The sequence below is a fragment of the Paractinoplanes ferrugineus genome (assembly GCF_016862195.1).
GTDB lineage: Bacteria > Actinomycetota > Actinomycetes > Mycobacteriales > Micromonosporaceae > Actinoplanes > Actinoplanes ferrugineus.
Genome location: NZ_BOMM01000008.1, coordinates 166,267 through 189,413, shown reverse-complemented (window position 1 = coordinate 189,413; position 23,147 = coordinate 166,267). Strand labels below are relative to the sequence as shown.

The following is a 23,147-nucleotide window of genomic DNA, read 5'->3' as shown; positions in this document are numbered from 1 at the left end:
CCGCGCCGATCTCGCCCGCGCCGGGCGGGCCCGGTTTCGGGGACGGACCCGGTTTCGGGGGCGGCCTCGGGTCGCCCGAGCTGCCCACCGGGGCGGACCTCGGCGCGGAGATCGCCGCCGAACTCGCGGCGCAGGCCAGCACGACCGAGCCGCAGGGTGCGCCGCACCACGCCGACACCGGCGAGTGGCGGGGAATCGTGCTGGTCACCGGCACCGACACCGACGTCGGCAAGACGATCGTCACGGCCGCGGTGGTGGCCGCCGCGCACGCCGCCGGCCTGCGGGTGGCGGTCATCAAGCCGGGGCAGACCGGCATCGCCTCGGGTGCGCCCACCGACCTCGACGTCATCAAGCACCTGGCCGCCCCCGAGACCACCCGGGTGCTCGCCGAATACCCGGACCCGATGGCGCCGCTCGCCGCCGCCACCGTCGCGTCGATGCCCCCGCTCGAGCTCTACGAGGTCGTCGACGCCATCCGCGCCGAGTCCGAGAAGCATGACCTGGTGCTGGTGGAGGGGGCCGGCGGTCTGCTGGTGCCGATGGGCGTACGCCCCTCCGGCGAGGCGTGGACGGTCGCCGACCTGGCCACCACGCTCGGCGTGAAGACGATCGTGGTGGCCCGGGCCGGCCTCGGCACGCTCAACCACACCGCGCTCACCCTGGAGGCGCTCAACCGCCGGGGGGTGCCGGCCGGGGTGGTGATCGGTGCGTGGCCGGCCGACCCGGACCTGGTGCACTGGGCCAACCTCAGCGACCTGGCCCCGCACCTGATCGGCGCGCTGCCGGACGGCGCCGGCCGGATGGATCCCGGGGTCTTCCGCCGCTCCGCGCCGGGCTGGCTGACCCCGACCCTCTACGGCGAGATCGACAACTGGCGAAACTGGGCCGAGGAGATCGGCGACGGGCACCATTGAGTCATGCTGCCAGCCGATGGTCATGTGCACAGTGAATGGTCGTGGGACGCGCCGCTCGGTTCGATGGAGCGCACCTGCGCCCGGGCGGTCGAGCTCGGCCTGCCGGCGATCGCCTTCACCGAGCATCTCGATCACACCGTGTGGTCCGAGGTCGACGACGACCTCGACGGCCACCCGCACCTGGCGGCCCTGCGTACGCCGGAGTTGACGCTCACCCCGCCACGGCTGGACGTCGACGGCTATCTGGAGTGCGTGCAGCGCTGCCGCGACCAGTTCCCGGACCTGCGCATCATCACCGGCGTCGAGGTGGGCGAACCGCACCGGCACACCGAGGCGGTCGCGGCTCTGCTCGCTGCCGGGCAGTTCGAGCGGGTGCTGGGCTCGCTGCACTGTCTGCCCCTCGGCGACGGTTTCGCCGAACCGCCGACCCAGTTCAAGCGGCACCCGGCCGCCGACGTGGTCCGCACCTACCTCGCCGAGATACCCCGCCTGGTCGCCGGCTCGGACGCCTTCGAGGTGCTCGCCCACATCGACTACGTCGGCCGGTACTGGCCGGCGAGTGCCGGCCCGTTCGACCCGGCCGCTTTCGAGGACGAGTTCCGGGTGGCGCTGCGCGCGCTCGCGGACACCGGCCGGGTGCTCGAGATCAACACCCGCCGGCCCGCCCGGCCCGAACTGGTGCGCTGGTGGCGGGCGGAGGGCGGCGAGGCGGTCTCGTTCGGCAGCGACGCCCACCTGCCCGAGTGGGTCGGGCGGGGCTTCGCCGAGGCGGTGGCGGTCGTCGAGGCGTACGGCTTCCGCCCCGGCCGCCACCCGTACGACCGCTGGATCAGGTGAGCCGCCCGAATCGCACACGGGGTGCGACTTTCACGTTCGAACTGGACGGGTTACCCCGAAATGAGCTGTCCGCGCCGTTGCGGGACACCGTGGGTATTTCTAGGCTCGGCCGTAACCGCGATCACGGCGAGGAGGTTCGGTCATGACCAACAGCAATCCGGTGTCGTCCGGCGCGTACGAGTACCTGGACAGTGTCGGCTCGCCGGAGCAGGCACGACTCGAGGCCGTCCGGCGCTATCGGATGGTCGACCAGCCGGTCGAGGACGCGTACGAGCGGATCGCGTTCGTGGCGGCGACCATCTTCGACACGCCGATCGCGACGGTGTCCCTGGTCGAGCAGGACCGCGTGTGGCTAGCCGCCTGCGAGGGGCTGAGCGGCGTGCGTGAGGTGGGCAAGGAGCCGGGCCTGTGCGCGTCGGTCATCGCCCAGGACGACATCTACGTCATCAACAACGCGGCCGTCGACCCGCGCACGCTGGAGCACCCGCTGGTCCGCGGTGAGCTGGGCCTGCGCTTCTACGCGGCGGCGCCGATCCGCACCCACGACGGTTACCGCCTCGGCACCGTCAACGTCATCGACAACCGCCCTCGCGAGGCGTCGCCCCGTCAACTGCGTGCCCTGCAGCACCTGGCGTCGATGGTCTCCGACGAGTTGGAGCTGCGGCTCATGGTGATCCGAAGCGCCGCCGCCGAGCAGCGCATGCGCGAGACGGTGAGCTGACCGGCCCGCCGCACCGATCGAGCGGGGCCGATTACCGATCGGACGAAGCGGGTAGTGCGCGACCATGCACACGCCCCGAACCATCGCCGTCGTGGCCCACCAGCGCAAGACTCTCGACGGCGGGCTCGACGAGCTTCGGCGCCGCCTCACCGACGGCGGCGTCGACAAGCTGATCTGGGCCGAGGTACCGAAGAGTCGCAAGGCTCCGAAGCAGGTTCGCAAGGCCATCGCGGCCGGCGTCGACCTGCTCGTGGTGTGGGGCGGCGACGGCATGGTGCAGCGGTCGCTCGACGTGGTCGCCCGGGAGAAGGGCGGCTCGAAGATTCCGGTGGCGATCATCCCGGCCGGCACCGGGAACCTGCTTGCCACCAACCTGGGCATCCCGCACAACCTGGCCGAAGCGGTCGACATCGCGTTGCACGGGCGGCGCCATCGCATCGACCTCGGCCGACTCGCCGGCGAATACTTCGGGGTGATGGCCGGGGTCGGGTTCGACGGGGCGATGATCAGCGATGCCGACCGGAAGATGAAGGACCGGCTCGGGAAGCTGGCGTACGTGTGGGCCGGGGTGCGGCACGTCAACGGCGAGCCGGCGCACGCCCGCATCCTCATCGACGGGGTGAAGTGGTTCGACGACGAGGCCAGCTGCGTGCTCATCGGCAACGTCGGCACGATCACCGGCGGCATCCACGCGTTCGACGACGCCAAGCCCGACGACGGCTGGCTGGACGTCGGTGTCGCCACCGCGCACGGCGCCCTGGAGTGGGCCCGCGCTCTCGGCACGATGGCGGTCGGCCGCTCCGATCACTCGCCGTTCATCCGAACCACCCGAGCCCGCCGGATCGACGTGAAACTCAAGAGCAAGATGGAGTACGAACTCGACGGCGGCGCCCGTACCAAGACCAAGAGCTTCTCGGCCTCGGTCTGCCCGGGAGCGGTGAAGATCTGCGTACCCCGGGAGTCGCCCGAGGCCGCCGCCTAGCCGGGCCGGCTGACGGCCCGGGAATCGACGCGGATTCCCGGGCCGGGCACGCCTCAGGCGATCTGCTGCCACCAACCGTCGACCGGCGGCGGGTTGTCGACGTCGACGCGCTCACCGGGGCGGGGAATCGCCAGCTTGACGTCGCGGGCCTTGGCCTCGTTCCAGGTGCGGTCGGCCGGCTCCGACCACTCGTGCAGGGCGAGGTTGAAGGTCGCCCAGTGCACCGGGATCAGCAAGCCGCCCCGGACGTCGACGTGGGTGGCCACGCCGTCCTCCGGGATCATGTGGATGTCGGGCCAGGCATCGCCGTACGCCCCCACCTGAACCAGCGTGACGTCGAACGGACCGTGCTCGGCACCGATCTCGGCGAAGCCGGGGAAATAGCCGGTGTCACCGGAGTAGAAGACCTTGCGCGTCGGGCCGTTGATCACCCAGCTGGTCCAGAGCGTCTCGTCGCGGCTGAAGCCCCGGCCGGAGAAGTGCCGGGCGGCGGTGGCGACGAACTCGAGGCCGGCGACCTTGGCGCTGTCGTTCCAGTCGAGCTCGATGATGCGGGTGGCGGGCACGCCCCAGCGCTCGAGGTGGGCGCCCACGCCCAGCGGCACCAGGAACGGCGCCGCCTGGAGGTCGACCAGGTTCTGGATCGTCTCCATGTCGAGGTGGTCGTAGTGATCGTGGGAGATCAACACGGCGTCGATCGGAGGCAGGTCGCGCAGCGCGACGGGCGGCTCGTGCAGCCGTTTCGGGCCGGAGATGCGCGACGGCGAGCAGCGGTCGCTCCAGACCGGGTCGAGCAGCACGCGCCGGCCCTCGATCTCGACGAGTGCCGACGAGTGGCCGTACCACGTGACGTGCAGGCCGTCGGCGTCCAGGCCGGGGGCCGGGGACACGACCGGGATCGGCTGGTGCGGACGGCGGGACTCGCGGTCGCGCATCGAGGCGGAGGCGATGCGGGTCAGCGCGGCCGCGTCGGGCTGGCTGGCCGGCACCGTGTTACGGAACTTGCCGTCCGCGAACTGCGGCGAGGCCAGGACCCGGGTCAACCGGTCGCCCTTGGCCTTGGCACCCATCTGCCGCGGGATGTCCTTGGCCACCCACACCGCCGCGGCACCCAGTGCCAGGGCGATCAAACCGGTTCTTCCCCGCTTAGTCATCAGGCTATTTTGACTGGCGAACCGGGGGTACTGCCAGCGAGCGCCAAAGGTTCTAGACTCCGCGGCCGTGACTGTCGACACCCTTCAGACCCAGCAGCAGCTGATCGTCCGTCAGCGTATCCGCCTGATGGTCAACCAATATGAGATCCACGCCGTCTCGCCGGACGGCGCCGAGGCGGGCCTTCTCGCCTTCGCACAGCAGAAGCGGATGGCCTTCAAAGAGCAGGTCACCCTCTATTCCGACGACACCAGAACGACCCCCGTGCTGGGCTTCAAGGCCCGCCAGGTGATCGATCTGGGCGCCACCTACGACGTCACCGACGCCAAGGGCGCCCCGATCGGCCTGTTCAAGAAGAACTTCAAGGAGTCGCTGCTGCGCTCCACCTGGCACCTGGAGCAGCCCGGCTACGCCGAGATGATCGGCCGCGAGAGCAACCTGGTGGTGGCGATCCTGCGCCGCTTCGTGGACTCGCTGTCCTGGCTGCCGTACCACTTCGAGTTCCTGATCGGCGACCGCCCGGCGTTCTCGGTGATCAAGAAGTGGGGCCTGCGGGACCGCTACGTGATCACCATCCACGACCCGCAGCTGGACCGCCGGCTCGTCGCGGCGATGGCGGTTGCGCTGGACGCGCTGCAGTCCCGGTAGCGTTGCGGGGTATGACTGATCCACGTGCCCAGCGTTTGTTCGGCGACAGCCTGGTGGCCCCGGGTGATCTCGCCGCCAGCCCGTACCGGGTGGATCGGGACCGGATCGTCAGTTCCCCGTTCTTCGCGCGGTTGGCCGGCGTCACCCAGGTGATCAGCCCGGGTGGGGCCGGCCTCCTCGTGCACAACCGGATGACGCACAGCCTCAAGGTCGCCCAGGTGGCGCGGGCCATCGCCGAACGCGCGCTGCGCACCGACCGGTCGGATCTGGCGGAGAAACTCGGCGGGCTCGATCCGGACGTCGTGGAAGCCGCCGCCCTCGCCCACGACCTCGGCCACCCGCCCTTCGGTCACCTCGGCGAACGGGTGCTCGACCGGCTCGCGCGACTCCGGCTCGGCATCGCGGACGGCTTCGAGGGCAACGCCCAGTCGTACCGGATCGTCACCAGCACCGAGATCCGCGGCCAGGCCACCATCGGCCTCAACCTCACCAGCGCGGTCCGCGCCGCGATCCTCAAATACCCGTGGACCAGGCACGGCACCGTCCGCTACATGGATCCCCCGCCGCGTGGCGCCGCCCCCATCCCCGACGACCCGTCCGCCGGCTCGCTCAAGTTCGGCGCCTACTCGACCGAGGCCGACGACATGGTCGCCGCCCGGGCCCCGTTCGCCGGCCGGGTCGCCGACTGGCAGCAGACGCTCGAGGCCTCGGTGATGGACACCGCCGACGACATCGCCTACGCCATCCATGACCTGGAGGACGTGCACCGGGTGGGCGTGCTCCAGCAGGGCGCGGTCGCCACCGAGCTGATGGCCTGGCAGCGCTGGGGTCCCGACTCGGACCCGGAGCGGGCGGGCGGTGCGATCGAGTCGCTGCGCCGGCAGTTGCACCGCAAGGACGGCTGGATGGCCAACGACGACGCGTTCGCGGCGGCTGTCGAGCTGGTGCGCGCCGAACTGGTCGACGGCCTGCTGGCCCGCCCGTTCGACGGCTCCCTGGAGGCGGAGGCGCAGGTGGCGGCGTTCTCAGCGAACTGGACCCGGCGCCTGGTCGAGTCGATCGAGCTGACCGGTCAGCCGGCCGTCCGCTCCGGCCACATTCAGCTCGCGCCGGCCCAGTGGCACGAGGTGCAGGTGCTGAAGTTCGTGCAGAACCGCTTCGTGCTCGCCCGCCCGGATCTCGCGCTGCATCAGCGCGGCCAGGGCCGCCTGCTCGCGTCGCTGGTGGAGGCCCTGCTCGCCTGGCTCACCGACCCCGACGAACAGGAGCGCATCCCCCGCCGCCTGCGTGACCTGGTCGAACTGGCCGAGGTCGAGCTCGCCGACGGCACACCCGACCGGCTGGGCCAGGCCCGCGGCCGAGCGGTGATCGATTTCGTCGCCGGGCTCACCGACAGCCAGGCGATCGGCCTGATGGAGGCTCTGTCCGGGCGCTCCCGCCAGCTGTGGACGGATGCCTTCGTACTCTAGAAAGTCTGGTGGGAAGGCTTCGCGCCGACGCTGTCTGTGCAGTTCGTCGCGAAGTCACCAAGGAACTTGACGACGTCAAGTTGGCCGTGCCAGCTTGACCGGATGAAGACCTTCGCGGAGGCGACGGCCGTCCACGGCGGCGACGGCGTCTATCAGGCCGAGCTCGACCCGCAGTGGGCCATCGGCGACAAGCTGCACGGCGGCTATCTCATGGCGATCCTGTGCCGGGCGGTGGCCGGCGACGCCGCGCTTGCCCATCTCGTCGCGGTGACCACCACCTTTCTCCGGCCGCCCAAGGCCGGGCCGGCCACCGTACGGGTCGAACTGTTGCGGGCCGGGCGCACCTCGGGGCAGTTCCGGGCGCGACTCGAACAGGACGGCACGTCGTGTGCCGAGGCGCTGGTGACGCAGGGCGAGCTGGACGAGTCGGCGGCCTTCTGGAGCAGCGCCACCACACCCGAGATGACGGCCGAGGACGACTGCGTGCTGCTGCCGTCGAACCCACCCGGTGCGCAGTTCCCGGTGCATCTGCTCGACGTGGTCGAGCACCGGATCAGCCCGGCCGACCTCGGTTTCGCCCTCGGGCAGCCGTCGCAGAGCGGCCGGATCGCGTCGTGGCTGCGCCTCGCCGACGGCGCCGACTGGGATCCGTTGAGCATGCTCGTCGCGCTCGACCCGGCGCCGCCGATCTCGCTGACCCTGGGCATCACCGGCTGGGCGCCGACGATCACCCTCACCGCGTACCTCCGCCGGTTGCCGGCCCCCGGCCCGCTGCGGGTGACGATGCACTCCACCGAGATCCTCGGCGGCCGGATGGACGAGGTCGTCTTCGTCTGGGACGCCAAGGACAACCTGGTCGCCCAGGCCACCCAACTGGCCGGCGTCCGGCACTGAAATACGCCCCGGGCGAACGTGATGGCCGTTGCCGTTGTAACGGTGTAATTCTGTAATCACGTTTGCAAGGGGAGGTTGGATATGCGTTACCGTCCCGCACCGCCGGGGGCCCGCAACGAGCCCCCGGCCGCCGACGACGCGGCTGCCTGGGTCACCGGGGCCATCCCGGACGGATGGTTCACCGAGCGGCCCGAGATCGTGATCGACCGCGACGAGATCATCATCTGGGGCCGGGTCGCCGAACCCGACCTCGGCACCGACGTCACCGAGGCCGACCGGGCCGCCGCCCAGGCCGGCCGGATCAACCAGTTCCGGGAAGACACCCGGGAGGACCGCATCCGGGTGGCCCGCCAGGTCGAGCACCGCTATCAGCGCAAGGTCGCCTGGGGCATCCGCTCCGGCGACACCAACGAACTGTTCACCCATCTGGCCGCGCCGGTGATGACGCGGCTGCGCCAGCCGGAGCGGCAGATCCTGGACACGCTGGTCGACGCCGGCGTGGCCCGCTCCCGGTCGGAAGCCCTGGCCTGGTGCGTCAAGCTGGTCGGGCAGCACACCGAGGACTGGCTGGCCGACCTGCGGGAAGCCATGACCAAGGTCGACGAGCTGCGGCGGCAGGGGCCGGCCACGGCCTGATCAACGGCGGTTAGGGTGGGCGCGTGCTACGTGAAGTCACCGCCCTCCGCTACGTCACACCGCTACGCGAAGGTGGTTCACTGCCCGGCGTCGTCGAAGCCGACGACCTCGGCACGTACGTGGTGAAGTTCCGCGGCGCCGGGCAGGGACCGAAAGCACTCGTCGCCGAGGTGATCGCGGGCGAGCTGGGCCGGCGGCTCGACCTGCCCGTGCCCGACCTGGCCGTGATGCACCTCGACCCGATCGTGGCACGGGCCGAGCCCGACGAAGAGGTCCAGGAGCTCATCAAGGCGAGCGCCGGGGCCAACCTCGGGATGGACTTCCTGCCCGGGTCGCTGGGCTACGACCCGGTGGCCCACCCGGTCGAGCCGGCGCTGGCCTCCCGGGTGCTGGCCTTCGACGCGTTCGTGGAAAATGTGGACCGCAGCTGGCGCAACCCGAATCTGCTGATCTGGCACAACACGCTGTGGCTGATCGACCACGGGGCCACCCTCTACTTCCACCACAACTGGCCGCGCGCCGAGGCCGTGGTGCACCGCCCCTACAAGTGGGACGACCACGTGCTCAAGCCCTACGCCACGGCACTCGCCACCGAGGGGCCGGCCCTGGCCGCCCGGCTGACCCCCGAGCTGATCGGCGAGACGCTCGCCCTGGTGCCGGACGAATGGCTGGACGGCGGCGACCGCGACGCCTACCTCGACCACTTGGTGAAGCGCGCCGCGCAGCCGGCGGCGTGGCTGCCATGAGACTCCCCTACGAGTACGCCATCATCCAGGCCATGCCCCGCATCGAACGCGGCGAGCTGATCAACGTGGGCGTCATTCTCTACAGCCAGCGGCTCGACTTCCTGGCCGCCCGTACCCACCTGCACGAGGACCGGCTGCGCTGCCTCGACCCGCACGCCGACCTGCCCGCCGTGGCCACCGCCCTGGCCTCGTGGGAGGCCACCTGCACCGGTGCGGGCGCCGCCGCCACGATGAAGCCGGGCGAGCGTTTCCGCTGGCTGGTAGCCCCTCGCAGCACCATCCTCCGAGCCGGCCCGGTGCACATGGGCCTGGCCGCCGACCCGGCCACCGAACTGGACCGCCTCCTCGAGGTCCTGGTCCGCTGAGCGACCCGCGAGCGGGGCAAAAAACCGAGGGGCTTCACGAAGACGCGGGAAGCGGCAGACTGGGGCCATGCAGCTGCCGATCAACCCGCCGGTCAAGCCGATGCTCGCCAAACCCGTCGCGGAGATCCCGCCGGGGCAGGTCTACGAGCCCAAGTGGGACGGCTTCCGCTCGATCATCTTCCGGGACGGCGCGGAGGTCGAGATCGGCAGCCGCAACGAGAAGCCGATGACCCGATATTTCCCCGAGGTCGTCGAGGCCGTGCTGGCCAACTTCCCGGAGCGGGTGGTGATCGACGGCGAGGTGATCGTGGCCGACACGGAGCGCAACACGCTCGACTTCGAGGCGCTCCAGCAGCGCATCCACCCGGCGGCGAGCCGGGTCAAGCTGCTGTCCGAGCAGACTCCGGCCAGCTTCGTGGCGTTCGACCTGCTGGCGATCGGCGACGAGGACCTCACCGAGCGGCCCTTCGCGCAACGGCGGGCGCGACTTCAGGACGTACTCAAGAACGCGCAGCCGCCGGTGCACGTCACCCCGGCCACCGACGATCTTCCCACCGCTCAGCGGTGGTTCGCCGAGTTCGAGGGCGCCGGGCTGGACGGGCTGATCGCGAAGGCGGCCGACCTCACCTATCAGCCCGACAAGCGGGTGATGACCAAGATCAAGCACAAGCGGACCGCCGATTGCGTGGTGGCCGGCTACCGCACCCACAAGTCCGCCGAGGACCGGATCGGTTCGCTGCTGCTCGGCCTCTACGACGAGCGCGGCGTGCTGGCGTCGGTCGGGGTGATCGGCGCGTTCCCGATGGCGGTGCGCGAGGAGCTGTTCCGCGAGCTCCAGCCGCTGGTCACGACGTTCGAGCAGCACCCGTGGAACTGGGCGGCGCAGGAACAGGGCGAACGGACGCCGCGCAAGAACGAGTACAGCCGGTGGAACAACGGCAAGGATCTGTCGTTCACGCCGCTGCGACCGGAGCGGGTGGTCGAGGTGCGATACGACTACATGGAAGGCGTCCGATTCCGGCACACCGCCCAGTTCGACCGGTGGCGGCCCGACCGTGACCCCCGGACCTGCACATATGAGCAGCTGGAGCGTCCGGTGCGATTCAACCTGGCCGAGGTCCTCACAAGCCGCTGAGCTAGCCTCGTCCGAAGCCGGAATCAGCAGAACGAAAGGCCGTAAACAGTGCCGCGTCGCTCCCGCCTCGCCGTCGGACTCTTCGCCGCAATGGTGGTCGCCACCGCGGGCTGCACCCTGCCCACGTTCGCGCCCGACGGCTCGGGTGAGGACCAGCCGATCGCCGGCCGCCCCAGCGCGGGCGCCGTCCCGGGCACCACACCCGACTGGCGCAGCTGCGACGACGTCCCCCGGGACCTGGTCGGCCAGGGCGCGAGCGGGATGGCCTACGACTGCGCCGAGGTCGCGGTGCCGCGCAACTGGGGCGAGCCGAAGAGCGGCGAGACCTATTCGATCTCGCTGATCCGCATCCGCTCCGAGGCGCAGAAGAACCGGATCGGCTCACTGCTGATCAACCCCGGCGGCCCCGGCGGTTCCGGTGTCGACACCGCTGTCTATCTGTCCTACGGCGAGGCGCTCGGCGGGCTGCCGACCGCGGTCACCGACCGGTTCGACATCGTCGGCTTCGACCCGCGCGGCGTCGGCCGCTCCGATCCGATCAAGTGCATCAGCAACGAGGATCAGGACGCGTCGTTCGCCGCCCCGCCCGACCCGGTGAGCCAGGAGGCGTTCGACAGCCTGGTGGCGCTCAACCGGCGGGTCGCTGCGGGCTGCGGCTCGAAGTACGGCGCTCAGCTGGTCAACTTCTCGACCGAGCAGGCCGCCAAGGACATGGACGCGATCCGCACCGCGGTCGGCGACGCCAAGATGTCCTACCTGGGCTTCTCCTACGGCACGCTGCTCGGCGCCACCTATGCCCAGCAGTTCCCGGGCAACATCCGGGCGATGGTGCTCGACGGCGCGGTCGACCCGAAGCAGACCTATGTCGAGGGTTCGGAGACGCAGGCCAAGGGCTTCGAACGGGCGTTCACCAACTTCGCCGCCTGGTGCAAGGCGACCGCGGACAAATGCCCGATCGCGCCGGACGCGCGCAAGGCGGTCACCGACCTGATGGCGGCCGCGGCGAAGAACCCGGTGGCCAACACCGACGGCCGCAAGGCGACCTCCGGCTGGATCTTCGTGGCGGTGATCTCGTCGCTCTACTCGGAGCGGGGCTGGGGCACGCTGGCCCAGTCGGTGGCGGCCCTGCAGCAGGGCAACCCCAAGGGCATCTTCGCGCTCGCCGATCAATACGCCGAGCGGAAGGCGAACGGCAGCTACAGCAACCTGTTCGACGCCAACATGGCGGTGAACTGCGCGGACACCAAGGACGTGCCGACCGTCGAGGAGATCCGCAAGCTGCAGGGCGAGTGGCGAGCGAAATATCCGCTGTTCGGGGCGGCGCTCGCCACCGGCATGCTGCCCTGCGTGTTCTGGCCGGGCCAGCGCGACCCCTACCCGGCCGGGGCGGCCACCGGCGCCCCGCCGATCGTGGTGGTCGGCACGACAGGTGACCCGGCCACGCCGTACGAGAACACCGCGGATCTGGCCAACATGCTGGGTGTCGGGCACGTGCTCACCTGGGAGGGCGAGGGGCACACCGCCTATCCGAGCACGACCTGCATCGTCAAGGCCGTCAACAGCTACCTCATCGATCTTCAGGTGCCGCAGGAGGGACTGCGCTGTCCGGCGAAGTGATGCCTTCGCGTTCGGCCAGGGCCTCGAGCAGGATGCGTACCCGACGCAGGTTGTTCTTGAGTTCTTCCTGCTCCTCGTGGCGGAAGGCGTCCGCGTCGACGATCAGCTTGCTGGCGAAGTGCGCGGTGATCAGCGGGATGACGAGCAGCACCATGATCGAGATGAGGAGGCCGGCAAGCACCCGGCCCAGCCCCGACTCCGGTGAGATGTCGCCGTAACCGACGGTGGAGGCGGTGACGATCGCCCACCACAGCGCGTCACCGAACGACGAGCTGTCCTCGACGAAGTGATAGAGGACGGCGCAGACGACGATCAGGATCGCGTAGGACAGGATCAGGGTGCGCGGCGAGTTCGCCAGCCAGACGATCGCCCGATAGACCCGCCGGAAGGGTGTGAGCAGCACGTGCATGGCGAACATCGTAGGAACCCGGGGATCCGGTTCCGCCTGGCCGAACGGGCAGACGTCCCGGCGATCCTGGCGCTGCTGGCCGACGATGAGATCAGTCGGCAACGCGGTTTCGGCACCGTGTCCGAGGAGGTCGACGCCGCCGTCTGGCAGGCGTTCGAGGCGATCGACGCCGACCCCGGCAACGAGCTGATCGTCGGCGTCGAGGCGGCCGAGGTGGTCGCGACCTGCCAGCTCACGTTCACCCCGGGGCTGAGTCGCAACGGCGCTTCGCGCATGACTGTCGAGGCGGTGCGGGTCCGGGCCGGGCGGCGCGGTGGCGGCCTGGGCCGCTTGATGATGGCGTACGCCGTGGACCGCGCCCGGGACCGGGGCTGCCGGATCGTCCAGTTGACCACCGACAAGCGCCGCACCGAGGCCCGCCGCTTCTACGAGTCGCTCGGCTTCACCGCCTCGCACGAGGGCATGAAGCTAGTCCTCTGACCAGTTGGCCGCGTTCTTCTTGCTCGGCTGCACCCGGGGCGGCTCGCCCGGCATCTTGGGGTGGTCGGGCGGGTAGGGCATCTCGCCCTGGCCCGCCTTCTCGTCCCGCGCGGACCACTCGAGCAGCGGCGTGATGTCGTGCGCCACGTCGTCGATGCCGGCATGCGGGTCGCCGATCTTGGCGAAGCGGGCCGGGAGGGTGCGCAGGTCGAAGTCGTCCGGCTCGACCTCGGTCAGCTCGGCCCAGGTCACCGGGGCGGAAGCGGTGGCGCGGGCGTTGGCGCGCAGCGAATAGGCACAGGCGATGGTGCGGTCCCGGGCCATCTGGTTGTAGTCGAGGAAGACCTTCTCGCCGCGCTCCTCCTTCCACCAGGAGGTGGTGATCCGGTCGGGGCGGCGCCGCTCCACCTCCCGGGCCAGCGCGATGGCGGCCCGCCGGACCTCGACGAACGACCACCGCGGCTCGATCCGCACGTAGACGTGCACGCCGCGACCGCCGGACGTCTTGGGGAAACCCACGAAGCCGAGGTCGTCGAGCACTTCCCGGATCACCCCGGCGGCCGCGACCACGTCGTCGAAGTCGGTGCCGGCGTGCGGGTCGAGGTCGATGCGCAGCTCGTCGGGGTTGTCGACGGCGGCCGCCCGCACCGGCCACGGGTGGAAGACGACCGTGCCCATCTGCGCCGCCCACGCGACGTGGGCGAGGTCGGCCGGGCAGAGCTCGTCGGCGTTCCGTCCACTCGGGAAGCTGATCTTGGCGGTCTGGATCCACGGGGGCACGCCGCGGGTGGGGACGCGCTTCTGGAAGAACATCTCGCCCTCGATGCCGTCCGGGAAACGCTGCAGCGTGGTCGGGCGGTCGCGGAGCGCGCGCAGGATGCCGTCGCCGACCGCGCGGTAGTAGTCGAAGACGTCCCGCTTGGTGTAGCCCGGACGGGGGAACACGACCTTGTCGGGGCTGGTCAGCCGGACGGTCCGGCCGGCGATCTCGTGCTCTTCCGCTGCGGCTTTCGGCATGTCCACGACCCTATGCCGCCGGTGCGACAAAAAGCGCGAGAGGTCGTCCGGACCACCCGGGCGATCTCTCGCGCTAAATGATGATAAATCGGCCGTCAGACCGTGCGTCGACGACGGGTGTACCAGACCGACGCGACACCGGCGGCAACCATCACGCCACCGACCGAGACGATCCCGCCCGTCGGCGGACCGGTGACCGGCAGGGCGTGACCGGCACTGACGCCGCCACCGGACTTGACCCCCGGGGCCGGGGTCCCGGTGTCCAGCACGCCCGGCGGCGTGGTCGGCGGCACGGTGTCGACGTCGCCGGTCGGCGTGGTGCTGGGCGACGGCTTGGTCGTGGTCGGCGACGCGTAGCCGCCGTGGCCCCGGGTGTGCGCCGGACTGACCGAGGCGTAGTCACACTTGGTGCGTTCGTCGTCGGCACAAGGCGTAGCCGTGGTCGACGGGCGGGCGGCGAGGTGAGCGGCGGCGACAGCGGGCGCTGCGGAGAAGGCCATGGCCGCGGCGATCGCCATGGATGGGAGGCCGACGGCAAGGATGCGGCGATATGCACTCATGAGGAGTTTTCCGATCTGTTGCGGTGGTTCCGAGGTCCAAAAGATAGCTTACGTTAATTGCCCGATTTACCCGTTAATGATCTACGGCGGGTCATGATCACGGAAGACCACCGAAACGGTGACTACGCCATATATGGGACAAAGAGCACACTTTTGTCTCAAAGTGTGGGTCAGCAGCGAACAACCCTCCGCTGTACGGGGCATTGAGCTGCACACTCGTCCCCGAATCGAGGTAGACCGACACCACCGTGCGCTTGCCTCGCCGCTCGGCTCGCAGGTCCACCACCCGATGCCAGGGCGCCACCCCGTCGTCGAACATCGAACGGGTCCGGATTCCCCCCGCGCTCAGCTCGGTTTCGGTGAACCGGCCCACCACCAGCCCGACCACCGCGCCGACGCCGAGCGGGCCGGCCGCCAGCACCGCCCCGGCCAGCGGCGGCGTCCCGATGATCAGCGCGAGAGTGATTCCCGCCACCACGAAGAAGGCGCCTACATACAAACCACGTCCGAGAGCCTGCTGCCACGTGGGACGGAACGTCGCCGGCGATGCGTCTTCCATACAAGGCCCAACGCGCGCGGCCGAACGTCGGCCGCACCACAAGTGCGTCGACGTACCGTTGGGGCCATGGCACCGAACGAAACCACCCTGCCCACCACCGAGGACGAGTGGCGGGTCCGGCTCAGCCCCGACGAGTTCCGGGTGCTGCGCCAGGCCGGCACCGAGGCCCCCTGGTCCGGGGAGTACGTCGACACCAAGACCGCGGGCACGTACGACTGCCGCGCGTGCGGCGCCGAGCTCTACCCCAGCGACTACAAGTTCGACTCGCACTGCGGCTGGCCGTCGTTCGACGACGCCATCCCCGGCGCGGTCAAGGAGATCGAGGACCACAGCCACGGCATGCTCCGGGTCGAGATCCGCTGCGCGCGGTGCGACTCCCACCTGGGTCACGTCTTCCGTGGCGAGCACATGACCGCGAAGAACACCCGGCACTGCGTGAACAGCCTGTCGATCCGCCTGGACCCCAAGGCCTGAGCGAGAAGCGCAGCCCGGCGATTCCTGCCGGGCTGCCCGTCCGACTACGACCGTTCCAGCTCCTCGACCACGTAGCGGAGCCCGTTGGTGGCGGTCAGCCAGCCGGAGTCGGAGACCACCGCCCAGCTCTTGCCGAGCGCCGGCGCCCGGGTGTCGCCCGCCACCTCGAGGTCGATGCGGGTGCGCACGACGTGCGTGGCCACCGGCAGGAACGCTTCGTAGACGGCCGCGCCCCCGATCACCCACACCTCCTCGGTCAGGTCGACACCGTGCACCGCGTGGGCGGCCTCAGCCCCCGGTGCCGACCATTGCGGGTCGCGGGTGAGCACGATGTTGCGGCGGCCCGGAAGTGGCCGCACCTTCGCGGGCAGCGAATCCCAGGTGGCCCGCCCCATGACCACGGTCGCACCCATCGTGCGCTCCTTGAACAGGGCCTGCTCTCCCGGCAGGTGCCAGGGGATGCCGCCGTCGGCACCGATCACCCGGTCGCCGGCCTCGGCCCAGATCAGGTGCACGGTCATACGGCGACCGGGGCCCGCAGCGCGGGGTGGTGCTGGTAGTCCGCCAGCCGGAAGTCGTCGTACTTGTAGTCGAACAGCGACGAGGCGGGTGCCAGCTCGAGGGTCGGGAACGGATAGGCGTCCCGGGTGAGCTGCGTCTCGACCTGCGCCACGTGGTTGGAGTAGATGTGGCAGTCGCCGCCGACCCAGATGAAGTCGCCCGGGGTGAGGCCCACCTGCGCCGCCACCATCCGGGTGAGCAACGCGTAGCTGGCGATGTTGAACGGCACCCCGAGGAAGAGGTCGGCGCTGCGCTGGTAGAGCTGGCAGCTCAGCTTTCCGTCGGCCACGTAGAACTGGAACATCGCGTGGCACGGGGCGAGCGCCATGCTCGGCAGCTCGGCGACATTCCACGCCGAGACGAGCATGCGGCGGGAGTCGGGGTCGTTGCGCAGCGTCTCCAGCACCGAGCTGATCTGGTCGACGTGTCCACCGTCCGGCGTCGGCCACGACCGCCACTGCACGCCGTAGACCGGCCCGAGCTCACCCTGCGCGTCGGCCCACTCGTCCCAGATGGTCACGCCCTGGTCGCGCAGCCAGCTGACATTGCTTTCGCCGCGCAGGAACCACAGGAGCTCGACGGCCACCGACTTGAAGTGCACCCGCTTCGTCGTGACGAGCGGAAAGTCCTTGGACAGGTCGTAGCGCAGTCGCTCACCGAACAGGCTCACCGTGCCGGTGCCGGTGCGGTCGCTCTTCGGGATTCCGGTGTGCAGCACGCGGCGCAGCAGGTCTTCGTACTGGGTGTCGACGGACATGGCAGCAAACCTAGCCTGGCCATCGGGTCTCCGCCGACGCCGCCCCGGTGGCAGAGAGACGACGACGGCGGAGTGCTCCGGGTCAGCCCGCCCAGGCCTCCGCCATCTGCGGGATCTGCTGGTTCATCGCGTTCAGGTCCTGCTGATGAGCCGCCGATGCGGTCGCCGACGCCGCGACGGTGAACCCCAGGTCGGCGCCGATCTGCTGCCAGCGCTCGAACAGCACCTGGTCGACCAGGACGGACCGAATGTCCTGATGAGCCGCCCGAAGCTCGTCCACTGCCGCCTCGTACCGCGCGACACGCTTGTGCAGGTCCGAGGTCTCGTACATGGTCATGCAGCCAGATTAGCCATAAGTGAGAACTTTTCTGGCTAAAGGCGCAACTCGCTTCCGTCCGGATCGTCCAGCCAGACGCCGTCGCTCGCCAGATAGCGGAACGCGTAATGCCCCGGGCCCAACGGCACGCTGACGGTCCGCGTGCCGTCCCGGCGCGGCTTCAGCTCGTGCGTGCCCGGCTCCCACCCGTTGAAGGTGCCGACCACGCTCACCCGGCCCGCCGGCTCGTCTCCCGGCAGGCAGAACGTCACCCGCGTCTTGTCGCCGAAGAGCCTGCTCTTCTTGATCATCAGGACCTCCACGATCAGGCGTTCATCCGTACAACGTCCGGCCGCGACACGGGTGACGGCACGGCGCCTACGATTTGCCGCATGCACCCGGAACAGCCTGCCGCCCCGCGCTCCGCCTCGTTCACCGACCTCGACACGACCACGCTCTACGGCATCCTCAAGCTTCGCAGCGAGGTCTTCGTCGTGGAGCAGAACTGTGTCTACGGCGATCTGGACGGCCGGGACCTGGAGCCCGGGACGCGGCACGTCTGGTTCGAGCACGACGGCGAGATCCGCGCCTATCTGCGCCTCCTGCAGGACGGCGAGGCCCAGCGGATCGGCCGGGTCGTGACGTCCTCGAAGGCGCGCGGGCACGGCCTGGCCGGCCGTCTGATGACCGAGGCGCTGCGGATCGTCGGGCACCGGCCGAGCGTGCTCGAGGCACAGTCCCACCTCACCGGCTTCTACGCCCGGTTCGGCTTCGAACCGACCGGGCCGGAGTACCTCGAGGACGGCATCCCGCACACCCCGATGCACCGCCCGGCCCGGTGACCGGCGTTACGGCAGATTGGCGACGATCTCGCCGACCGACCGGCGGCGGCCGGTGTAGAAGGGGAGCTCCTCCCGCACGTGCCGGCGGGCGGTAGCGGCCCGCAGCTCGCGCATCAGGTCGACGATGCGGTGCAGTTCGTCGGCCTCGAAGGCGAGCAGCCACTCGTAGTCGCCGAGAGCGAACGAGCTGACCGTGTTGGCCCGTACGTCCGGGAACGGGCGGGCCATCCGGCCGTGCTCGGCCAGCATGTGGCGGCGCTCCTCGTCGGGCAGCAGGTACCACTCGTAGGACCGCACGAACGGGTAGACGCACAGGTAGCTGTGCGCGTCCTCGCCGGCCAGGAACGCCGGGACGTGCGCCTTGTTGAACTCGGCCGGCCGGTGCAGCCCCATCTGCGACCAGACCGGCGCCAGGTGGCGGCCGAACGCGGTCCGGCGGAACAGGCCGTACGCGTCCTGCAGCGCGTCCGACGAGCCCGAGTGCCACCAGATCATCACGTCGGCGTCGGCCCGCAGGCCGGACACGTCATAGGTGCCGCGGACCGTCACGTCCTTGCCCGACAGCTGCTCGAACAGGCCGTCGACCTCGGTGGCGAGGTCCTCCCGCAGCGCGGGCAGCGGCGTGGTCGCCTTGAACACCGACCACATCGTGTAGCGGATCGATGCGTTCAACTCGGCAATGCGCTCGCGGGTGGGCTGGGTCTCGTCGCTCATTCATCCTCCAAGGACTTGCTTACGTCTTCCGCCGCGCGCTCGCCGCTCGCCACACACGCGGGAATGCCCACTCCGTCGAACGCCGCCCCGGCCAGGGCCAGGCCGGCCGGCAGCTGCTGCCGGGCGAACGCCACCCGGTCGCGGTGGCCCGGCGCGTACTGCGGGAGGCCGCCACCCCAGCGCTGGACCCAGGTCGCCATCGGGGCCGGCAGCTCGTGGCCGACCAACTCGCCGAGCTCGCGGATCGCCCGCGCCAGCAGCTCCTCGTCGGGCAGCTGCAGACGCTCCTGCTCGCCGAAGCGGCCGAGCGACGCCCGGACGATCACCGGGTCGGCCGCGTCGGCCAGATGGGGCCATTTGCGGGTGAAGAACGTGGCCGCCTTGACCAGGGTGCCCTCGCTCGGCGGCACCAGGAAGCCCGACAACTCGGGCAGCGGGGTGCCGGGCGGCAGGGCGAAGGCGGCAAGTGCCACGCTCGCGTAGTCCAGCACGCTCACCGCGTCGGCCGCCTCCGCCGAGATGCCGGTCAGCAGGCGGGCGGCCGGTTTCGCGGGGACGGCCAGGACCACCGCGTCGACGTCGTCGGTCTGCGGCGCCGGCACCGGGCCGAGCAGCAGACGCCAGCCGTGCGCCGTGCGGGACAGGTCGCGCACCGGCAGGCCCAGGCTGATCCGGGCGCCGCTGGCCGCCGCGGCCGTGGCCACCAGCCGGCTCATCCCACCTTTGACGGTCGTGAAGATCGGACCCGGATTACGGGTACGGGCGGCCTGCGCGGCCCGCACCGCCCCCTGCAGGGTGTGCTCGATCCGGGCCGTGGCGGCCAGTTGCGGCATCGTCGCCTCGAGCGAGAGCCGGTCGGCGCGCCCCGCGTAGACGCCGCCGAGCATCGGGTCGACGAGCCGGTCGACGACCTCCTCGCCGTAGCGGGCGCGGACCAGCTCACCCACCGCGACGTCCTCGCCCACGGCCAGCAGCGGGCGGCCCTCGTCACGGTCGGAGCCGGTCACGTGCGCGACGTCGCCGAGCTTCGTCAGGTCACCGGGGACGCCCACCAGCGTGCCGCCCGGGATCGGAGCCAGGCCGCCACCGACCGCGAGGGCGGCCGGAACGGTGGCCGGGTGCACGAGGGAGTCGGCCAGGCCCAGATGTTTCGCCAGGGCCACCGAGGCCGACTCGGCACCGGCCGGACCGGCGGTCAGGAAGGACTCGGCGCCCCGCTCGACCGGCCGACCGGCCAGCTCGCCGGTGCGCAACTTGCCGCCCAGGACGCCGCTCTGCTCGTACACGATGATCTCGGTGCCCGGCGGGGTCAGATCCCGCAGGCGCACCGCCGCGGCGAGCCCGGCGATGCCGCCGCCGATGACCGCAACCCGCTTCCGCACGCTTTCCACCCTCCCAGGTCGCGCCCCGCCGCGACCACCGGGGTCGACCCTGGTCGGTGAACGGCCGTCGCGGGAGGGCCGGAAGTCCCGGTCAGCGCGCGGAAACGAGGTGCACCAGCTCGACCAGCCGGGTCAGCATCTCGGGGTCGGTCTGCGGCAGCACCCCGTGGCCCAGGTTGAAGACATGGCCGGGGGCGGCCCGGCCCTCGGCGAGCACCCGGCGGGCCTCCCGCTCGACGACTTCCCAGGGGGCGAAGAGTACGGCCGGGTCGAGGTTGCCCTGCAGCGCGCGCTCCGGGCCGACGATCTCGGTGGCCCGGTCGAGCGGGGTGCGCCAGTCGACCCCGACCACGTCCGCGCCGGCCTCCCCCATCGCCCGCAGCAGCACGGCCGTGCCGACGCCGAAATGGATGCGCGGGACGCCGGCGTCGGCCAGGCCGCCCAGCACCTCGGCGGAGTGCGGCATCACGAACTCGCGGTAGTCGGCCTCGGACAGCGCCCCGGCCCACGAGTCGAACAGCTGGATCGCGCTCACGCCCGCGTCGATCTGGGTGCGCAGGAACGTCTGGGTGATCTCGGCGAGCCGGGCCAGCAGCGTGTGCCAGAGCTGCGGCTCGCCGTACATCATCGCCTTGGTCTTGAGGTAGGTCCGGGACGGGCCGCCCTCGATCAGGTAGCTGGCGAGGGTGAACGGCGCGCCCGCGAAGCCGATCAGCGGGGTGTCGCCGAGCTCGCCGACCAGCAGCCGCACCGACTCGGCGACGAAATCGACGTCGCCGGCGGTGATCGGGCGCAGCCGGTCGAGGTCGCCGGCGGACCGGATCGGCTCGGCCACCACCGGGCCGGTGCCGGCCACGATGTCGAGGTCGACACCCGCCGCGGCGATCGGCACCACGATGTCGCTGAACAGCACGGCGGCGTCGACGTCGTGCCGGCGGACCGGCTGCAGGGTGATCTCGGTGACCAGGTCGGGACGACGGCAGGAGTCGAGCATCCCGATGCCCTCGCGGATCTTGCGGTACTCCGGCAGCGACCGCCCGGCCTGCCGCATGAACCAGACGGGGGTGTGCGGCACCTCTTGCCCGCGGCACGCCCGCACGAACGCCGATTCGTTCAGCACTGAAGTCACGCGTTCAATCCTGCCTTCAGCCGGCAATCGGGTGGTGGGCGGGGCGGCCGGACGGCCCCGGCGACAAATTCGCGATCGCCCGGCCAAAGACACAGCGCGGCGATCGACGAGAACAAGCGTTGCGCGGCATAGGCTTCCGGCATGGCGACCCCCTCCGCGGCACCCGAGGCGTTCACCCGCGCCGTCGCCGGGTTGCGGGCGGTCGCGTCCCGCCCGGAGATCCTGCTCGAGGAGATCGCCGCCCCGCAGAAGCTCGCGCCGTTCGCGTTCGCGCTCAGCGCGACCGTGCTGCGCGCCGGCGACGAGGTGGCGAGCGGCCGGCTGATCCTGCTGCACGACCCGGCCGGGCACGAGTCCTGGCGCGGCGAGACCCGGCTGGTCACGCTGGTCACCGCGGAGCTCGAGTCGGACATGGCGAGCGACCCGCTGCTGCCCGCGGTGGCCTGGACCTGGCTGACCGACGCGCTGGAGCAGCACGACGCGACCTACACCGCGATCGGCGGCACCATCACGCAGACCGCGTCGACCCGTTTCGGTGAGCTGGCCGGGCCGGAACCGACCGCCGACCTGGAGGTGCGCGCCTCCTGGACGCCGACGTCGTCGGACACCGCGGCGCACCTGCTCGGCTGGTGCGCGATGCTGGCCTCGACCGCCGGCCTGCCGCCGCCCGGGGTGACGTCCTTCAACGAACGCCACCGCGTCGGCTAGCGCCCGCGGATTCAGAGCTTCAGAAGATCGGGGCCTCAGCAGATTCCGGCGAAGGTCTCGCAGGCCGTCTTGATCGGGATGGCCAGGCCGATGCCCTCGGCGTCCTTGGCCTTCGCCGTGGCCAGGCCGACCACCTGGTTGTTCGCGCTGACCACCGGGCCGCCCGAGTTGCCGGGGTTGATCGGGGCGTCGAACTGGATCGTCGGGCCGTCCGGGTCGGACGGGCGGTAGGCGCTGATCACCCCGGTCGTGACGGTGTCGTCGAGGCCGAGCGGCGCGCCCACCACGACCACCTGCTGGCCCGGCTTGACCTGGGTGGCCGCCGTGGCCAGCCCGGGAATCGCCTGGTTGGCCCGCAGCTGGGCGAGGTCCTTGCCCTTGTTGACCTTCACGATGGTCGCGTTGATCTTCGTGTTGCCGCGTTCCAGCGTCACCGAGCGTCCGCCGCCGGCATAGAGCTCGGCCACCACGTGATAGTTCGTGAACAGGTTCGACTGTCCGCCCTTGGCCTTGGACCCGACCGAGAACGCGGTGCCGGTGAAGTCGCCCGCCCGCACCCGGAACACGCTGGGCAGCACCTTCGACGACACGGCCTCCGGGTCGAAGACGCCGGCCAGCTGCTTCTCCAACTGGTCGGTGCGGCTCTTCTCGGCGGCGACCACCGAGTGCATGGTGGCGTTGTCGTGGTTCATCGTCTCGATCCGGTACGCCTGCCAGCCGGCCACCCCGAGCAGAATCCCGACCAGCGCCGCCACCAGTGGCTTGGTCTTCGACCGGCCACCCGCGCGCGGCTCCGGCGACAGGCTCGTCGGCACGGTCGGGAAACTGCCGGTCTCCCAGCGCTGCTGTTCCGACATGCGCGGCTGATATTGCGGTTCGGGCTGCGAGGGATGTTGCCACGTGGGCTCGGCAGGGCGCTGCGCCTGCGGATAGCCGGGTTCGGGAGCCTGCCAATGCTCCGCCGGCCACTCCTGAACGCGCCGTCTGCCGTCGTATCGTTGCTGGTCCGCGCCTTCGGCAGGGATGAACGGGTCGTACGTCGTGGTCATCCGGCACGGCCTCCCGAGTCTCGGTACTGCGGGCAGTAGTACGCAGAAAACGTCGCCGCGGATGAGTCCGGTTC

30 protein-coding genes are annotated in these 23,147 nt (G+C 70.7%); 16 read left to right on the top strand and 14 right to left on the bottom strand.

What is annotated here, in order from left to right; all coding sequences use genetic code 11:
• Positions 1-194 precede the first annotated feature (194 nt).
• The 4 genes from bioD (at position 195) to Afe05nite_RS06030 (ending at position 3,454) form a co-directional block, all read left to right on the top strand.
• Positions 195-914, top strand: a complete 720-nt coding sequence (bioD, locus tag Afe05nite_RS43620) for a dethiobiotin synthase (RefSeq protein ID WP_239117603.1) — start codon at positions 195-197, stop codon at positions 912-914.
• Positions 915-917: 3 nt separating this feature from the next.
• Positions 918-1,751 carry a PHP domain-containing protein gene (locus Afe05nite_RS06040; protein ID WP_203815960.1) on the top strand — a complete coding sequence of 278 codons (834 nt, stop codon included), beginning with the start codon at positions 918-920 and terminating at the stop codon, positions 1,749-1,751.
• Positions 1,752-1,893: 142 nt separating this feature from the next.
• Entirely contained in the window at positions 1,894-2,472 is a 579-nt protein-coding gene (locus tag Afe05nite_RS06035) for a GAF domain-containing protein (protein ID WP_203815959.1), read from the top strand.
• A gap of 64 nt (positions 2,473-2,536) precedes the next feature.
• On the top strand, positions 2,537-3,454 hold the full coding sequence (locus tag Afe05nite_RS06030; protein ID WP_203815958.1) for a diacylglycerol/lipid kinase family protein: 918 nt from the start codon (positions 2,537-2,539) through the stop codon (positions 3,452-3,454).
• 53 nt (positions 3,455-3,507) lie between these two features.
• Here the strand turns inward: Afe05nite_RS06030 and Afe05nite_RS06025 are convergent, their stop codons facing one another.
• A complete protein-coding gene (locus Afe05nite_RS06025) occupies positions 3,508-4,608 on the bottom strand; it encodes an MBL fold metallo-hydrolase (protein ID WP_203815957.1) in 1,101 nt (366 codons plus the stop codon).
• 67 nt (positions 4,609-4,675) lie between these two features.
• On the opposite strand from Afe05nite_RS06025, the gene Afe05nite_RS06020 reads away from it, so the two are divergent.
• The 8 genes from Afe05nite_RS06020 (at position 4,676) to Afe05nite_RS05985 (ending at position 12,116) form a co-directional block, all read left to right on the top strand.
• Entirely contained in the window at positions 4,676-5,254 is a 579-nt protein-coding gene (locus tag Afe05nite_RS06020) for an LURP-one-related family protein (protein WP_203815956.1), read from the top strand.
• 11 nt (positions 5,255-5,265) lie between these two features.
• Complete coding sequence (locus Afe05nite_RS06015; protein ID WP_203815955.1) at positions 5,266-6,723, top strand: deoxyguanosinetriphosphate triphosphohydrolase family protein; 1,458 nt, start codon at positions 5,266-5,268, stop codon at positions 6,721-6,723.
• A 102-nt stretch (positions 6,724-6,825) separates the two neighbouring features.
• A complete protein-coding gene (locus Afe05nite_RS06010; RefSeq protein ID WP_203815954.1) occupies positions 6,826-7,617 on the top strand; it encodes a thioesterase family protein in 792 nt (263 codons plus the stop codon).
• 81 nt (positions 7,618-7,698) lie between these two features.
• Complete coding sequence (gene abmR / locus Afe05nite_RS06005) at positions 7,699-8,253, top strand: ATP-binding transcription factor AbmR (protein WP_203815953.1); 555 nt, start codon at positions 7,699-7,701, stop codon at positions 8,251-8,253.
• Between the two features lie 23 nt (positions 8,254-8,276).
• Complete coding sequence (locus Afe05nite_RS06000; protein ID WP_203815952.1) at positions 8,277-8,999, top strand: HipA family kinase; 723 nt, start codon at positions 8,277-8,279, stop codon at positions 8,997-8,999.
• On the top strand, positions 8,996-9,364 hold the full coding sequence (locus Afe05nite_RS05995; RefSeq protein ID WP_203815951.1) for a DUF3037 domain-containing protein: 369 nt from the start codon (positions 8,996-8,998) through the stop codon (positions 9,362-9,364). Before Afe05nite_RS06000 ends, Afe05nite_RS05995 begins: the two co-directional genes overlap by 4 nt.
• 67 nt (positions 9,365-9,431) lie before the next feature.
• Complete coding sequence (locus Afe05nite_RS05990; protein WP_203815950.1) at positions 9,432-10,499, top strand: ATP-dependent DNA ligase; 1,068 nt, start codon at positions 9,432-9,434, stop codon at positions 10,497-10,499.
• Between the two features lie 90 nt (positions 10,500-10,589).
• The gene (locus Afe05nite_RS05985; RefSeq protein WP_203815949.1) at positions 10,590-12,116 is read left to right on the top strand and encodes an alpha/beta hydrolase; all 1,527 of its coding nucleotides are present in this window, start codon (positions 10,590-10,592) and stop codon (positions 12,114-12,116) included.
• On the opposite strand, the gene Afe05nite_RS05980 is transcribed toward Afe05nite_RS05985, so the two are convergent.
• On the bottom strand, positions 12,067-12,525 hold the full coding sequence (locus Afe05nite_RS05980; RefSeq protein ID WP_203815948.1) for a potassium channel family protein: 459 nt from the start codon (positions 12,523-12,525) through the stop codon (positions 12,067-12,069). The two genes, Afe05nite_RS05985 and Afe05nite_RS05980, sit on opposite strands and share 50 nt — an antisense overlap.
• Between Afe05nite_RS05980 and Afe05nite_RS05975 the strand changes: the two genes are divergently transcribed.
• Positions 12,520-13,005 carry a GNAT family N-acetyltransferase gene (locus tag Afe05nite_RS05975; protein ID WP_438867653.1) on the top strand — a complete coding sequence of 162 codons (486 nt, stop codon included), beginning with the start codon at positions 12,520-12,522 and terminating at the stop codon, positions 13,003-13,005. The genes Afe05nite_RS05980 and Afe05nite_RS05975 overlap by 6 nt on opposite strands.
• Here Afe05nite_RS05975 and ligD read toward each other — a convergent pair.
• From ligD to Afe05nite_RS05960, 3 genes are all read right to left on the bottom strand, one after another.
• On the bottom strand, positions 12,994-14,022 hold the full coding sequence (ligD, locus tag Afe05nite_RS05970) for a non-homologous end-joining DNA ligase (RefSeq protein ID WP_438867651.1): 1,029 nt from the start codon (positions 14,020-14,022) through the stop codon (positions 12,994-12,996). The two genes, Afe05nite_RS05975 and ligD, sit on opposite strands and share 12 nt — an antisense overlap.
• 95 nt (positions 14,023-14,117) lie before the next feature.
• A complete protein-coding gene (locus Afe05nite_RS05965) occupies positions 14,118-14,582 on the bottom strand; it encodes a hypothetical protein (protein ID WP_203815946.1) in 465 nt (154 codons plus the stop codon).
• 97 nt (positions 14,583-14,679) lie between these two features.
• Complete coding sequence (locus Afe05nite_RS05960; protein WP_203815945.1) at positions 14,680-15,141, bottom strand: hypothetical protein; 462 nt, start codon at positions 15,139-15,141, stop codon at positions 14,680-14,682.
• A gap of 66 nt (positions 15,142-15,207) precedes the next feature.
• Between Afe05nite_RS05960 and msrB the strand changes: the two genes are divergently transcribed.
• The gene (gene msrB, locus Afe05nite_RS05955; protein WP_203815944.1) at positions 15,208-15,615 is read left to right on the top strand and encodes a peptide-methionine (R)-S-oxide reductase MsrB; all 408 of its coding nucleotides are present in this window, start codon (positions 15,208-15,210) and stop codon (positions 15,613-15,615) included.
• A gap of 44 nt (positions 15,616-15,659) precedes the next feature.
• Here msrB and Afe05nite_RS05950 read toward each other — a convergent pair whose 3' ends face one another.
• The 4 genes from Afe05nite_RS05950 to Afe05nite_RS05935 form a co-directional block, all read right to left on the bottom strand.
• Entirely contained in the window at positions 15,660-16,136 is a 477-nt protein-coding gene (locus Afe05nite_RS05950; RefSeq protein WP_203815943.1) for a dihydrofolate reductase, read from the bottom strand.
• Positions 16,133-16,933: a thymidylate synthase gene (locus Afe05nite_RS05945; RefSeq protein WP_203815942.1), complete on the bottom strand. Its 801-nt coding sequence runs from the start codon at positions 16,931-16,933 to the stop codon at positions 16,133-16,135. The genes Afe05nite_RS05950 and Afe05nite_RS05945 overlap by 4 nt, the downstream gene beginning before the upstream one ends.
• A gap of 82 nt (positions 16,934-17,015) precedes the next feature.
• Positions 17,016-17,270: a hypothetical protein gene (locus Afe05nite_RS05940; RefSeq protein WP_203815941.1), complete on the bottom strand. Its 255-nt coding sequence runs from the start codon at positions 17,268-17,270 to the stop codon at positions 17,016-17,018.
• 35 nt (positions 17,271-17,305) lie between these two features.
• Complete coding sequence (locus tag Afe05nite_RS05935; protein ID WP_203815940.1) at positions 17,306-17,560, bottom strand: isoamylase early set domain-containing protein; 255 nt, start codon at positions 17,558-17,560, stop codon at positions 17,306-17,308.
• A gap of 81 nt (positions 17,561-17,641) precedes the next feature.
• Between Afe05nite_RS05935 and Afe05nite_RS05930 the strand changes: the two genes are divergently transcribed.
• On the top strand, positions 17,642-18,091 hold the full coding sequence (locus Afe05nite_RS05930; RefSeq protein WP_203815939.1) for a GNAT family N-acetyltransferase: 450 nt from the start codon (positions 17,642-17,644) through the stop codon (positions 18,089-18,091).
• 6 nt (positions 18,092-18,097) lie between these two features.
• On the opposite strand, the gene hemQ is transcribed toward Afe05nite_RS05930, so the two are convergent.
• From hemQ to Afe05nite_RS05910, 4 genes are all read right to left on the bottom strand, one after another.
• Positions 18,098-18,805, bottom strand: coding sequence for a hydrogen peroxide-dependent heme synthase (hemQ, locus tag Afe05nite_RS05925; protein ID WP_203815938.1), 708 nt, complete (start codon positions 18,803-18,805; stop codon positions 18,098-18,100).
• Positions 18,802-20,187: a protoporphyrinogen oxidase gene (gene hemG / locus Afe05nite_RS05920; protein WP_239117585.1), complete on the bottom strand. Its 1,386-nt coding sequence runs from the start codon at positions 20,185-20,187 to the stop codon at positions 18,802-18,804. The genes hemQ and hemG overlap by 4 nt, the downstream gene beginning before the upstream one ends.
• 91 nt (positions 20,188-20,278) lie before the next feature.
• Positions 20,279-21,316 (bottom strand): uroporphyrinogen decarboxylase, encoded by a 1,038-nt coding sequence (hemE, locus tag Afe05nite_RS05915; RefSeq protein WP_438867646.1) that lies wholly within the window; start codon positions 21,314-21,316, stop codon positions 20,279-20,281.
• Positions 21,313-21,459, bottom strand: coding sequence for a hypothetical protein (locus tag Afe05nite_RS05910; protein ID WP_203816049.1), 147 nt, complete (start codon positions 21,457-21,459; stop codon positions 21,313-21,315). The genes hemE and Afe05nite_RS05910 overlap by 4 nt, the downstream gene beginning before the upstream one ends.
• On the opposite strand from Afe05nite_RS05910, the gene Afe05nite_RS05905 reads away from it, so the two are divergent.
• Positions 21,458-22,024, top strand: coding sequence for a DUF3000 domain-containing protein (locus tag Afe05nite_RS05905; RefSeq protein ID WP_203815935.1), 567 nt, complete (start codon positions 21,458-21,460; stop codon positions 22,022-22,024). The genes Afe05nite_RS05910 and Afe05nite_RS05905 overlap by 2 nt on opposite strands.
• 35 nt (positions 22,025-22,059) lie before the next feature.
• On the opposite strand, the gene Afe05nite_RS05900 is transcribed toward Afe05nite_RS05905, so the two are convergent.
• Positions 22,060-22,881 (bottom strand): S1C family serine protease, encoded by an 822-nt coding sequence (locus tag Afe05nite_RS05900; RefSeq protein WP_239117584.1) that lies wholly within the window; start codon positions 22,879-22,881, stop codon positions 22,060-22,062.
• Positions 22,882-23,147: the final 266 nt, after the last annotated feature.